The 12,075-nt window shown below is 73.5% G+C and carries 16 protein-coding genes; 8 read left to right on the top strand and 8 right to left on the bottom strand.

Annotation, left to right across the window (positions count from 1 at the left end):
• Nucleotides 1-63: 63 nt before the first annotated feature.
• From Aeryth_RS02135 to Aeryth_RS02150, 4 genes are read left to right on the top strand one after another with little or no spacing between them, the layout of a single operon-like run.
• On the top strand, nt 64-1,320 hold the full coding sequence (locus Aeryth_RS02135) for a glycosyltransferase family 4 protein (protein ID WP_067854046.1): 1,257 nt from the start codon (nt 64-66) through the stop codon (nt 1,318-1,320).
• Nucleotide 1,321: 1 nt separating this feature from the next.
• Entirely contained in the window at nt 1,322-2,038 is a 717-nt protein-coding gene (locus Aeryth_RS02140) for a class I SAM-dependent methyltransferase (RefSeq protein ID WP_067854050.1), read from the top strand.
• Between the two features lies 1 nt (nt 2,039).
• A complete protein-coding gene (locus Aeryth_RS02145; RefSeq protein WP_083516187.1) occupies nt 2,040-3,125 on the top strand; it encodes a prenyltransferase/squalene oxidase repeat-containing protein in 1,086 nt (361 codons plus the stop codon).
• On the top strand, nt 3,122-3,748 hold the full coding sequence (locus tag Aeryth_RS02150) for a class I SAM-dependent methyltransferase (protein ID WP_236749799.1): 627 nt from the start codon (nt 3,122-3,124) through the stop codon (nt 3,746-3,748). The genes Aeryth_RS02145 and Aeryth_RS02150 overlap by 4 nt, the downstream gene beginning before the upstream one ends.
• A 73-nt stretch (nt 3,749-3,821) precedes the next feature.
• On the opposite strand, the gene Aeryth_RS02155 is transcribed toward Aeryth_RS02150, so the two are convergent.
• Nucleotides 3,822-5,558 carry an ATP-dependent nuclease gene (locus tag Aeryth_RS02155; RefSeq protein ID WP_067854053.1) on the bottom strand — a complete coding sequence of 579 codons (1,737 nt, stop codon included), beginning with the start codon at nt 5,556-5,558 and terminating at the stop codon, nt 3,822-3,824.
• A 105-nt stretch (nt 5,559-5,663) separates the two neighbouring features.
• Here Aeryth_RS02155 and Aeryth_RS02160 point away from each other — a divergent pair, with 105 nt between their 5' ends.
• Nucleotides 5,664-6,449 (top strand): TSUP family transporter, encoded by a 786-nt coding sequence (locus Aeryth_RS02160; protein ID WP_067854056.1) that lies wholly within the window; start codon nt 5,664-5,666, stop codon nt 6,447-6,449.
• A 303-nt stretch (nt 6,450-6,752) separates the two neighbouring features.
• Here Aeryth_RS02160 and ykgO read toward each other — a convergent pair whose 3' ends face one another.
• The 4 genes from ykgO to Aeryth_RS02180 are packed head-to-tail and all read right to left on the bottom strand — an operon-like array spanning nt 6,753 to nt 8,489.
• On the bottom strand, nt 6,753-6,875 hold the full coding sequence (gene ykgO / locus Aeryth_RS02165) for a type B 50S ribosomal protein L36 (protein WP_023645249.1): 123 nt from the start codon (nt 6,873-6,875) through the stop codon (nt 6,753-6,755).
• A gap of 46 nt (nt 6,876-6,921) precedes the next feature.
• Nucleotides 6,922-7,086, bottom strand: coding sequence for a 50S ribosomal protein L32 (gene rpmF, locus Aeryth_RS02170; protein ID WP_067854059.1), 165 nt, complete (start codon nt 7,084-7,086; stop codon nt 6,922-6,924).
• A 9-nt stretch (nt 7,087-7,095) separates the two neighbouring features.
• On the bottom strand, nt 7,096-8,229 hold the full coding sequence (locus Aeryth_RS02175; RefSeq protein ID WP_067854062.1) for a GTP-binding protein: 1,134 nt from the start codon (nt 8,227-8,229) through the stop codon (nt 7,096-7,098).
• Complete coding sequence (locus Aeryth_RS02180; protein ID WP_067854067.1) at nt 8,226-8,489, bottom strand: type B 50S ribosomal protein L31; 264 nt, start codon at nt 8,487-8,489, stop codon at nt 8,226-8,228. The genes Aeryth_RS02175 and Aeryth_RS02180 overlap by 4 nt, the downstream gene beginning before the upstream one ends.
• A gap of 55 nt (nt 8,490-8,544) precedes the next feature.
• Between Aeryth_RS02180 and rpmB the strand changes: the two genes are divergently transcribed.
• Genes rpmB through rpsN form a run of 3 tightly spaced genes read left to right on the top strand, consistent with a single transcriptional unit; the run spans nt 8,545 to nt 9,256 of the window.
• Entirely contained in the window at nt 8,545-8,781 is a 237-nt protein-coding gene (rpmB, locus tag Aeryth_RS02185; RefSeq protein ID WP_067854070.1) for a 50S ribosomal protein L28, read from the top strand.
• Entirely contained in the window at nt 8,781-8,951 is a 171-nt protein-coding gene (gene rpmG, locus Aeryth_RS02190) for a 50S ribosomal protein L33 (protein ID WP_067854075.1), read from the top strand. The genes rpmB and rpmG overlap by 1 nt, the downstream gene beginning before the upstream one ends.
• The gene (gene rpsN, locus Aeryth_RS02195; RefSeq protein ID WP_067854080.1) at nt 8,951-9,256 is read left to right on the top strand and encodes a 30S ribosomal protein S14; all 306 of its coding nucleotides are present in this window, start codon (nt 8,951-8,953) and stop codon (nt 9,254-9,256) included. The genes rpmG and rpsN overlap by 1 nt, the downstream gene beginning before the upstream one ends.
• Here the strand turns inward: rpsN and Aeryth_RS02200 are convergent, their stop codons facing one another.
• The 3 genes from Aeryth_RS02200 to Aeryth_RS02210 are packed head-to-tail and all read right to left on the bottom strand — an operon-like array spanning nt 9,257 to nt 11,966.
• The gene (locus Aeryth_RS02200) at nt 9,257-10,156 is read right to left on the bottom strand and encodes a glucosyl-3-phosphoglycerate synthase (protein ID WP_067854083.1); all 900 of its coding nucleotides are present in this window, start codon (nt 10,154-10,156) and stop codon (nt 9,257-9,259) included.
• Complete coding sequence (gene folP, locus Aeryth_RS02205) at nt 10,149-11,015, bottom strand: dihydropteroate synthase (protein ID WP_067854086.1); 867 nt, start codon at nt 11,013-11,015, stop codon at nt 10,149-10,151. Before folP ends, Aeryth_RS02200 begins: the two co-directional genes overlap by 8 nt.
• 54 nt (nt 11,016-11,069) lie before the next feature.
• Complete coding sequence (locus Aeryth_RS02210; protein WP_067854089.1) at nt 11,070-11,966, bottom strand: MerR family transcriptional regulator; 897 nt, start codon at nt 11,964-11,966, stop codon at nt 11,070-11,072.
• Nucleotides 11,967-12,075: the final 109 nt, after the last annotated feature.

Below are 12,075 nucleotides of genomic sequence, written 5' to 3' on the forward strand. Positions count from 1 at the left end.
GTCTCGGATACCGTGGGTCTCTCAACTGCCGCCTCCCACGCGGCCGAGGCGGAAGGTGGTCACGTGCGCGTCGCCCTGTTGTCGTACCGCAGCAAGCAGCACGTGGGTGGCCAGGGCGTCTACGTCGAGCACCTCAGCCGCGGCCTCGTCGAGGCGGGCCACGACGTCGAGGTGATCTCCGGGCAGCCCTACCCCGTGGGCCTCGACCCCAGGGTCCGGCTCACGCGGCTGCCCAGCCTCGGCATCTACGACGAGCCCGACCCGTTCAAGCCGCCCGCGCCCTGGACCCTGCGCAGCGTCCCCGACGTCGTCGAGTGGGTCCTCAGCGTCACCGGCGCGTTCGGCGAGCCGCTCACGTTCACGCTGCGTGCCGACCGGCACCTGCGCGAGCGCGTGGACGAGTTCGACGTCGTGCACGACAACCAGAGCCTCGGGTGGGGGCTGCTCGCGCTGCGTCGCCGGCTGCCGCTCGTGGCCACGATCCACCACCCCATCAGCCGCGACCGCAAGGTCGAGCTCGAGGCCGCCCGCGGCTGGCGCAAGCTCTCGGTCGCCCGCTGGTACTCCTTCGTCGGCATGCAGGCCCGGGTGGCCCGACGGCTGCCGTTCGTCGTCGGCGTGTCCACCGTGGCCACCGACGACACCGTCACCGACTTCGGCATCGACCCCGAGCGCATCCGCGTGGTGCCGCTCGGCGTCGACACCGATCTCTTCACCCCCGCCGAGGCAGCCGACCGCGTGCCCGGGCGCGTCGTCGCCGTCGCGTCGGCCGACAAGCCGCTGAAGGGCGTGGCCCACCTGCTCGACGCGCTGGCGAAGGTCCGGGTCGAGCACCCCGACGTCGAGCTCCAGCTGGTGTCGACCGTGGAGCCCGGTGGGGCCACCGACCGACGCATCGACGCGCTCGGCCTGCGTGACTGCGTGACCACGCACAGCGGCGTGGAGGCCGAGCACATCGCCGACCTGATGCGCTCGGCCGAGGTCATGTGCGTCCCCTCGCTGTACGAGGGGTTCTCGCTGCCGACCGTCGAGGCGCTCGCCAGCGGCACCGCCGTCGTGGCCAGCCGGGCGGGCGCGATCCCCGAGGTCGTCGGCGACGGCGAGGACGGCGACCCGTGCGCCGTGCTCGTGGAGCCCGGCGACGCCGAGCAGCTCGCGGCGGCCATCTCGGCCCTCCTCGACGACCCCGACCGACGCGCCGCCCTCGGCGCTGCCGGCCGGGCCCGCGCCCTCGAGCGCTACAGCTGGACCTCGGTGGCGCGCGCCACCGCTGACGTGTACGACGAGGCGATCCGCAGGTTCGCCGGCAAGGAGCAGTGACGTGCTGACCGTCGACTTCGACCGCCTCCGCGTGGGCGCCCGCACCCGGTTCATCGACGTGGGTGCCGGTGCCGGCCGCCACAGCTACGAGGCCCTGCGCCGCGGCGCCGACGTGACCGCCTTCGACCTCGACGAGGTCGAGCTGAAGGGCGTCGACGAGATGTTCGAGGCGATGCGCCTCGAGGGCCAGGTGCCGGAGTCGGGCCGCGGGACCGTGCAGGCCGGCACCATCCTCGACATGCCCTACGCCGACGGCAGCTTCGACGTCGTGCTCGCCTCGGAGATCCTCGAGCACGTCCCCGAGGACGTCCAGGCGATCAGCGAGCTCGTGCGGATCCTGGCGCCGGGCGGCACGCTCGCCGTCACCGTGCCGCGGCACTGGCCCGAGAAGGTCTGCTGGATGCTGTCGGATGAGTACCACGCCAACGAGGGCGGCCACATCCGCATCTACAAGGCCAGCGAGCTCGACGCGAAGCTGCGCGCCGAGGGCCTGGTGCACACGCACACCCACCACGCGCACGGCCTGCACGCGCCGTACTGGTGGATCAAGTGCGCCGTCGGCGTCGAGCGCGACCAGCACCCCGCCGTCCGCGCCTACCACCGGCTGCTGGTGTGGGACATGATGAAGGCGCCCCGCACCACCCGCGTGGCCGAGAAGGCGCTCAACCCGCTGCTCGGCAAGAGCGTCGCGCTGTACTACACCAAGCCGCTCGCCTGACGTGACGCTCCCGACCACCCGCTGGGGGCCGCTCCCGCCGGCGGGGACCGCGCTCGCCCTGCCGGGCGTGCTCGACGCCGCGCAGGTGCAGGCCACCGCCGACACCATCGTCGCCGTGCAGCGGCCGGACGGGTCGATCCCCTGGTTCGAGGGCCACCACCTCGACCCGTGGGACCACCTGCAGGCCGCGATGGGCCTGGCCGTCGCCGGACGTCGCGACGAGGCCGAGGCGGCGTACGCGTGGAGCCGCACCGCGCAGCGACCCGACGGGTCGTTCGCCACCGAGTACGTCGACGGTGTGGTCACGGTGCCCGCCACCGACGCGAACTTCACCGCCTACGTCGCCACCGCGGCCTGGCACCACTGGCGCCTCACCGGCGACGTCGCGTTCGTCGAGGCGATGTGGCCGACGGTGCGCGCCGCACTCGACGTCGTGCTCGAGCTGCAGGAGCCGGCCGGTCCGGTGCGCTGGTCGCGGGGAGCCGAGGGCGACGTCGCCGACGAGGCGCTCGTGACCGGCAACGCCAGCATCCACCTGAGCCTGCGCTGCGGGGTCGCGCTGGCCGCGGTCGTCGGCGAGGACGTGCCGGGCTGGCGTGACGCCGCCGTGCGGCTGCGTCGGGCGCTCGACCACGAGCCGCACCGCTTCGCCGACAAGGCCCGCTTCTCGATGGACTGGTACTACCCCGTGCTCGGCGGTGCCCTGCCCGACGCCGTCGCGGCGGCGCGCCTGGACGCCCGCTGGGACGACTTCGTCGTGCCCGGCTTCGGCGCCCGCTGCGTCGACGACAGCCCGTGGGTCACCGGGGGGGAGACCTGCGAGCTGGTGCTCGCGCTCGACGCCGTCGGTCGCGACGACGACGCGCGCCGCATCCTCGGCGAGATCCAGGTGCTGCGCCGCGACGACGCGACCTACTGGACCGGCTACGTCTACCCGGACCAGACGTACTGGCCGGTCGAGCAGACCACCTGGACCGCCGGCACCGTGCTGCTCGCGGTCGACGCCCTCACCCGCACCACGCCCGCGAACGGCCTGTTCCGCGGCGACGGCCTGCCGCTGCTGACCACCGACGAGGAGCGCCCGTGAGCGAGCTCGACCTGCCCAGTGATCTACGCGGTGTCGCCGACGACGTCCGCGGCTTCCTGCCCGACGACGAGGCCGACGCCCTGCGCGAGGCGGCCGGCGAGCACCTGCGGCCCGGGGGCGTGGCCGTCGAGATCGGGAGCTACTGCGGCAAGTCGGCCGTCCACCTCGGCCACGTCGCCCGGCTCCGGGGCGCGCGGCTGGTGACCATCGACCACCACCGCGGCTCCGAGGAGCAGCAGTCGGGGTGGGAGTACCACGACACGTCGCTGGTGGGGACCGACGGACGCATGGAGACGTTGCCGTTCCTGCGCGAGACGCTCGCGCGGGCGGGGCTGGAGGACGTCGTCGACGTCGTCGTCGCGCGCTCGCCCGACGTCGCGTCGTGGTGGGGTCGCGAGCTCGACCTCGTCTTCGTCGACGGCGGCCACACCGACGAGCACGCGCAGGCCGACTACGACGGGTGGGCCCGGTGGGTGCGTCCCGGCGGGGCGCTCGTGATCCACGACGTCTTCCCCGACCCGGCCGACGGCGGCCAGGCGCCGTACCGGATCTACCGGCGCGCGCTCGAGGACGGCTTCGCCGAGGTCGGCCACACCGGCTCCCTGCGCGTCCTCCGCCGCTGACCCCGTCCCCCACCCCCGCTGAGTGTGACGTTTGGGGCCCAGATCACCGCGATCTGGGCCCCAAACGTCACACTCAGCGAGGGAGGGGCGGCTCGAGGAGGGCGTTGAGGCGGTCGATGAGCTGCTGGAAACGCTGCTTGGTGTCGGCGTCGACGCTCTCGAGGACCCGCGACCGCTCGCGCAGGAGGTGGGCGGCGGGCTGGAAGCGGTCGAAGCGGTGGCCCAGCACCGTCTCGGCCTGGTGGACGATGCGCCGACGTGGCGGGGTGCGCAGGAACCGCTTCCCGACGAGCCTGCGGTGCGAGACCACCGGACCCCCGGACTCCGCCAGGAGCCGCAGGTACCACTCGGCGTCGAACAGGTCCTCGAGGTCGGCGTCGAGCGTGCCGGTGAGGTCGGTGAGCGGCACGAGGTGGTCGGCCGAGATCGCCCCGCGGTTCACGAGCTCCTCGACCGCGCCGCGCGACCCGGCCGGACCGTCCATCAGCACCGTCGCCGACGTCGCGGTGGTGCCGAGCAGCGCGAGCGTCGTCGGCAGGCCCGACGCGCCGCCCATCGGGGTCACCGTCCAGCGCGGGTCGAGCGCGCGGCCGCCCTCGGACCGCAGCAGGTCGCCCATGACCGTCAGGTAGGTGACGTCGGAGGGCGACGACACGAGCAGCTGGTGCGGGCTGCTGACCAGCGTGCGGGCGAGGTCGGCGCCGAGCGCGGCCAGCAGCGGCACCGTCGTCTCCGAGCCCGCGCTCCACAGCTCGGAGCTGACGGTGGTGCCGCGGTCGCCGACGTTCTCCAGCACCCGGCACCGGGAGAGTCGCCCCGCGTCGACGAGGTACGGCGAGTGCGTCGAGTACACGACCTGGTGGTGGGGCTCGAGCTGCTCCTTCAGGTAGCGCAGCAGGTCGCCCTGGGCATTCGCGTGCAGGTTCATGCCCGGCTCGTCGAGCAGCACGACCCGGCGCTCCTGCTCCGCGAACTCCGAGAAGGCGGCGAGGAAGGAGAAGAACCAGAGGAACCCGCTCGAGCGCTCGGCGACGTTGAGGCTCACGCCCCGGCGCTCGTCGCGTACCCGGACGTGCAGCCACGGCTCCGGCGACGCCAGGCCGACCGTCTCCAGGTCGAGCTCGACGGACAGGTCGCGGTTCTGGCTCCAGTAGGCGAGCAGCTGGTCGGTCAGGCGCGTCGCAGCGGCCGCGAGCGCCGCCTCGTGCTCCTCGTGGTCGTCGGCGCCGAACGACGCGTCGGCGATGCCCGCGAGCCGCAGCAGGGCTAGGGCCGTGCGCTCCGACGGGTAGAGGTCCGCCGCGTCGAGCTCCTGCAGGCGACGGATCGAGACGCTGCCCGGCAGCACGTTGTGGTCGTCGAAGTACTGGAAGCCCGGCAGCATCGACGTGAGGTCGGCGAGCGTCCGCGGCGAGACGTTGAGGGGCGTGCCGTCCTCGTCGACCGCCCAGTGCAGTGCGTCGTCGCCGTAGCGCCGGCTCACGTACAGCGGTGTCGTCGGCAGACGCTCGCCGCTGCGCTCCAGACGCTGACGGTCGGCGTAGTCGAGCTCGACCTCCAGCGTCACCGGCCGGACGTCGTCGATCCGGTCGCGGTCGGGCCCGAGGTCTCGGCGCGGGTAGTCGCGGCGCGCCGCGAACGCTGTCGGGTGGCCGCTCGGCAGCGGGTTGGCGCGGTACAGGGCCTGCAGCATGGCGGTCTTGCCCGACTCGTTCTTGCCGACGAGCGTGGTGAGGCCCTCGTCGAGCGCCAGCCGGCCCGAGTCCTGCACCGACATGACCTTGCGGACGCGCGCAGCGACCAGTCGCATGCCTCGAACCTCCCTGGGTGGTGCCGGCGGGACACAGGTTACTGGGCGAGGGCCCGTGCGGGTGGGGTGTCCGCGAGGTCGACGCGATCTCCGTAGCCTGGCGCGGTGGACGACGTGACCGTAGGGGTGCTGCTGTTCCTCGCCGCCGCGGCCTTCGTCGCGGGGTGGGTCGACGCGGTCGTGGGCGGTGGAGGGCTGGTGCAGCTCCCCGCGCTGCTCGTGGCGTTCCCCCAGGCGGCGCCGGTGCAGCTGCTCGCGACGAACAAGGTCGGGTCGATCGCCGGCACCACGACGTCGAGCCTGACCTACCTGCGCCGCGTGCGGCTCGACCTGCGCACGGCCGCACCGCTGGCCGCGGCGGCGTTCGTCGGGTCGCTGCTGGGCGCGGTCGTGGCGTCGTGGATCCCGCGGGCGGCGTTCAACCCGGTGATCCTGGTGGTGCTCGTCGCCGTCGGCCTGTTCACCGTGCTGCGACCCGAGCTCGGCCAGGTGGCCGCGCTGCGCTTCGACGGGCGTCGCCACTACGCGGCAGCGCTGTGCATCGGTGCCGCGGTCGGCTTCTACGACGGGGCGCTCGGGCCGGGGACGGGCTCGTTCTTCGTGTTCGCGCTGGTGGGGGTGCTGGGCTACGGGTTCCTCGAGGCCAGCGGGAAGGCGAAGCTGGCGAACTTCGCGACCAACCTCGCCGCCCTGGTCGTGTTCGTGCCGCAGGGTGTCGTGATGTGGCAGGTGGCCGCGGTGCTGGCGGTGAGCAACGTGGCCGGCGGCTACCTGGGTGCCCGACTGGCGGTGGCGCGCGGCAGCCGCTTCGTGCGGGCGGTGTTCGTGGTGGTCGTGTGCGCCTTCACGCTGCGCATCGGGTGGGACACCTGGCAGCAGCTCGTCGCGTGACATCGCCTGACGTTGTGTGACGTCGTGGGTGCGGTCGCGAGCTGCTGCTGCGCTGCCTGCGAGGGTCTTCGGTTGCTGGTGCGCTGCCTCGGCTCGCGCTGGAAGTGGCCCTCGAGGGGGCCCGGCCGGGCGGGGCGTCGGGTCGGATCTCGGGGTGCGGCCTGGGTGGGCGGTAGGTGGCGCGCGTATCCCCACACCGGGAGGTAGGTGAGGCGCGGAAAGCGAGCTCGTATGCGCGCGTCACCTACCGCCCACGCCCCAGGAAGCGCGCGTCACCTACCTCCCACACGCCAGGCGGCTGCGTCAGCCCTGACGGGCCTTGAGGCGAGGGTTCTGCTTGTTGATGACGTAGGTGCGGCCGCGACGGCGGACGACCTGCGAGCCGGGCTGGTTCTTCAACGAGCGCAGCGAGTTGCGGACCTTCATGGTTCCTCCTGGGATCGGGCGTGGGTGGGGTCGGGCGGCGAGGTGCTCAGACGTCGACGAGGCCGCGGTGCACGGCCTTGACGAGCCGCCGCGGGACGTGGACGGTGCGGCCGTCGACGGTCACCGGCACGAGGTCGGGCCGGGTGGCCTTCCACTGCGAGCGGCGGTGGCGGGTGTTGCTGCGTGAGGTCTTGCGCTTCGGGACTGCCATGGTTCCTCCTCAGGCGGCGCGGCGGACGTCGCCGAGCCAGGGTTCGAGGCCGTCCTCGACGACCTCCCAGTAGGGGCCGCGCTCGGCCATCTCGGTGTCGGTGAGCAGGCAGTGCTCGAAGGCGGCCTGCACGTCGTCGGGCGTGCTCGCGAGCGGCCCGGACACCAGTCCGTGCACGACGATGCGGGTGAGCGGCGCGCTCGCGCCCCACGGCGACGCCGTGCCGATGCTCAGCTGGCCGCCGGCTCCGTCCCACACGCACACGTCGGCGGGCCGGCTGGGCAGCCAGAAGGATCCGCGCGAGCGTCGGGGTCCGCCGCCGATGCGCTCGATGCTCTCGAGCAGGCGGTCGGGGTGGAAGGGGCGGTCCGAGCGCAGGTCGAGCGTCCACACGTGCTCGGACGCGTACCGCGGCAGCTCGCCGCGGCGCACGACGTCGACCCAGGCCTCGGTCACGGCGTGCAGGTGCGCCCCGTCGACCAGCGGGCCGGCGTCGAGGGCCGACGGGTCGTCGACGACGGGCACCTGGGGGCGGGCGAGCGCTCGGAGCAGGTCGCGGGCGTCGGGCGACGACGCCCCTGCCAGCACGACGGCGTCGGCGTACTCGACGATGGCGGCGGCGGTCTCGGCCACGCCCCGCGTGTCGTCGTCGCTGGTGTGCAGCGACCGCTCGTGCAGCAGGTCGTCGCCGAGCAGGTCGCCCAGCACCGTCTCGCCGTCGAGGGCCGCGACCACGGCGGCGACGTGCACGTGCGGCGCGACGTCGGCGTAGGACTCGATGACCCGGCACGCCTGCAGCGCCTCGGCGGCCACGGGCAGGTGCGCGACGACGGTGCCCCAGCGACCGCTGGCGGCGAGCCGCTCGAGCGTCGGCACGACGTCCTCGCGCAGCGCGCAGGCCACGCAGGCGTGCTCGAGCTCGTGCACGTGCCGCTCGACGACACCGGTGAGGTCGCTGACGACGCGGGTGAGCTGCTGGTTCTCCACGTCGAGGGTGTGGCGCACGACGACGGCGGAGGGCAGGTCGAACTGCAGGCCGACGGTGACCGCCTCCATGGCCGCGTCGCCGATGCCGGTCACCAGCACGGCGGGGACGCTGCGCTCGAGGATCCGACGGCGGCTGCGACGGGGGGCGGGGCTCATCGTCCGGCCTGCCCGTAGCGGCGGCGGAAGCGCTCGACGCGTCCCTCGGTGTCGACGACGCGACCCTTGCCCGTCCAGAACGGGTGGCTGGCGCTCGACACGTCGACGTCGACCACGGGCAGCGTGCGGCCGTCGACCTCGACGGTCTCGTGGTCGGCCGGGAGCCGCTCGGGGAGCGTGGAGCGCGTGACGAGCAGGAGGTCGCCGGAGCGGTCGCGGAAGGCGACCTCCTCGTAGCGGGGGTGCTGGTTCTTCTTCACGAAAGATCTCCGGTAGTCTGTTGCGAACGATTGTCATTCTACACAGGAGGTCGCCGTGTCGCGCACCTGCCAGGTCACGGGGGCCACCCCCGGCTTCGGCCACCACGTCTCGCACTCGCACCGTCGCACCAAGCGGCGCTTCGACGTCAACGTCCAGAAGAAGCGGTACTGGGTGCCGAGCCTCGGCCGCCACGTCACGCTCACCCTCAGCGCGCGCGGCATCAAGACGGTCGACGTCCGCGGCATCGACGCCGTCGTCGCCGACATCCTCGCCCGAGGGGAGCGGCTCTGATGGCGAAGAGGGGCAACGAGCTGCGCCCGATCGTGAAGCTGCGCTCGACCGCCGGCACGGGCACGACCTACGTCACGCGCAAGAACCGCCGCAACGACCCCGACCGGCTGGTCCTGCGCAAGTACGACCCGAAGATCCGCAAGCACGTCGAGTTCAAGGAGGAGCGCTGATGGCCAAGCGCAGCAAGATCGTCGCCAACGAGCGACGCAAGGAGACCGTGGAGCGCTACCGCGACCGACGTGACGCGCTGCGCGCGGCGTCGCGCGACACCACCCTGTCGATGGCCGAGCGGATGGACGCGTCGCGCGCCCTCGCCCGTCTGCCGCGTGACTCCTCGCCGTCGCGCGTGCGCAACCGCGACCAGGTCGACGGTCGGCCCCGGGGCCACCTGCGGGTCGCGGGGCTCTCGCGCATCCGCTTCCGCGACGGTGCGCACCGCGGCGAGCTCCCCGGCATCACGAAGTCGAGCTGGTAGTCAGCCGTCGGCGCCGGGCGGGGGGAGCAGCCGCGTCTCCACCCGCTCGGGCACGAGGTCGGGCGTGCCGTCGGCCCGGCGCGTCGGCACCCAGCGCTCGTCGACCACGACGTCGCGGCCCTCGAGCACCAGGTCGAACGCCGCCCGCACCTGCAGAGCCATCCGCCCGAGGGCGGTGAGCCCCTGGTGCTGGTGCTCGCGGCGGCCCAGGTCGGCCTGCGCCGTGGCGTCGAGACCGTGCTTGCGCACGGCGTGCAGCAGCATGCCGACGTCGACGCCGTAGCCGCTCACGACAGGAAGGTCGACGAAGGCGTCGCGCACGAACGCGCACTCCCCGGCGAGCGGCTGGACGAAGCCGCCCAGCTCGGGCGCCCGACGGGCGATCTCCGGGCGTGCGGCGAGCTCGGTCACGCGTCCGCCGCCGCCGTCGTGGGTGGGGCGGTCGTAGAACGCCTTGACGAGCACCAGCGACGGGTCGCGGAGCAGCGGGCCGACCAGGCGGGCCACGAACGCCGGGTCGAAGCCGGTCACGTCGGCGTCGAGGAACACGCCGACGTCGCCCTGCATCCGGGCGATGCCCGTGCGCATGGCCGCACCCTTGCCGCCGTCGAACGCGGGGTCGGGGTCGGCGACCGTGATGACCCTCGCGCCCGCGTCACGCGCGACCTGGGCGGTCGCGTCGCCCGAGCGGGAGTCGACCACGAGCACCTCGTCGACCAGGGGGACGAGGTCGCACAGGGCGGTGCGCACGCGCTGCACGATCGCACCGATCGTCGCGGCCTCGTCGCGGGCGGGGAGGATCACCGTGACCCGACGTCCCGCCTTGGCGTCGACGAGGTCGCCGAGCGGGCGCGACGCGTCGAACGTGCGGGTCTCGAACCAGCGTCGTGCCTCAGACAAGGCCGCGCACCGCCCGAGCAGGGGGGCGCTCGCCGCGCAGGGTGGCCGTCATCTCCAGGACGCGTCGGGTGGCCACGACATCGTGGGTCCGGAACATCGCGCAGCCGGCCGCTGCTGTCAGAGCGGTGGTGGCCAGCGTGCCCTCGAGGCGGTCCTCGGGCGGCAGGCCCAGCGTCTCGCCGATGAAGTCCTTGCGCGACAGCGCCATGAGCACGGGCCAGCCGGTGGCCACCAGCGTGTCGGCGCGCCGGGCGAGCTCGAGGCTGTGGAACGTGTTCTTGCCGAAGTCGTGGGTGGGGTCGACGAGGACGCCCTCACGGGGCACCCCCGCGCCGACCGCGGCCTCGGCGGCACGCGTCGTGGTCGCGACGACGTCGGCCACGACGTCGTCGTAGCGCACGCGGTGCGGTCGGGTGCGGGGGAGGGCGCCGCCGGTGTGCGAGCACACGTACCCGAGACCGTGCTCGGCGGCCACGTGCACGACGTCGGGGTCGTGCCCGGCCCACGTGTCGTTGAGCAGGTCGGCTCCCGCCGCCGCGGCCGCCTGCGCGACGTCGGCGCGCCAGGTGTCGATGCTGATGACGACGTCGGGCTCGGCCTCGCGGACCGCCTCGATGAACGGCACGGTCCGACGCACCTCCTCGGCGGAGTCCACCGCGTCGCCCGGACCGGCCTTGACGCCACCGATGTCGACGACCTCGGCCCCGTCGGCCACGGCCCGGCGGACGGCGTCGAGCGCGGTGGTCGGGTCGAACGTGGCCCCGCGGTCGTAGAACGAGTCGGGCGTGCGGTTGATGATCGCCATCACGAGGGCCCGGTCGCGGACGACGCGGCGTCCGCGGAAGGTCAGGTCGGCCACGACGTCATGCTCCCAGACGGTCCCACGCGACGCTGCCCGACCAGGACGCGTCGCTCACGCCCCAACGGGGTGGCGCGCGATCGCCTGCTGCACGGCGTCGACCGCAGCCTGCAGGTCGGCGACGTGCGTGCCGCCCTCGACGCTCCAGCCGGGGCCGCCGAGCAGCACGTCGGTGCGGTCGGTCGCGGCGTCGAGGACGGAGGCCAGGGCGCTGCCGTCGAAGTGGACGATCGACGCCCAGAGGAAGACGGCGGCCGGCTCGAGCCGGATCGTCATGCCGGCGATCGCGCTGAACGGCGTGCGCTGCCCGAGCATGTGGCAGCCGATCTCCTGGTCGGCGAGCGCGCACTGCAGCGCGAGCAGGGGAAGGACGTGGTGCTCATCCTCCGCACAGGCCAGCAGGACGGGCCGGTGGTCCTGTCCCTTCGTGCGGCGTGACGCGAGTCGCGCGCGCAGCGCAGTGTGCAGCGCGTCGCTCACGAGATGCTCGCCGTCGACGCCCACACTGCCGCGGTACCACTCCTCGCCCACCCGACGCATCGACGGCGCGATGTGGTCGGTCCAGGCGCGGATGGTGCCGAGGTCCTCGAGCTTGCGCACGAACAGCGTCCGCAGGCCCTCGGCGTCGTAGGCGCGGGTGGCGGCGATGACGGCGTCGGCGAAGGCGTCGGCGCCCTCGGTGCGCTCCATCGGGTCGCCGCTGATGGCGGCGCGGGCGGCGGCTGCGGGACCGAGGCCACTGTCGACGAGCAGGTGCATGCGCTGCAGTCGCTCGACGTCGGCGGCGTCGTAACGGCGGTGTCCGCCGGCACTGCGGGCGGACGGACCGAGCTCGTAACGGCGCTCCCACGTGCGCAACGTGGAGGCGGGGATGCCGAGCTTCTCCGCGACCTCGCCCACGGACAGCAGGGTCGCCTGCTGCGCCTGGGTGGTCGGATCGGTGGCAGCCATGCCCCCATCATAGAACTTGTTCACCCACTTGCCAACCTGAACAAGTTGTCGTTATGGTCTGAACAACAACGACCTCACCGGCACGAGTCCCCCGAGGCAGCTTCCCGAA

Origin of the sequence: Aeromicrobium erythreum (assembly GCF_001509405.1) — a bacterium.
GTDB lineage: Bacteria > Actinomycetota > Actinomycetes > Propionibacteriales > Nocardioidaceae > Aeromicrobium > Aeromicrobium erythreum.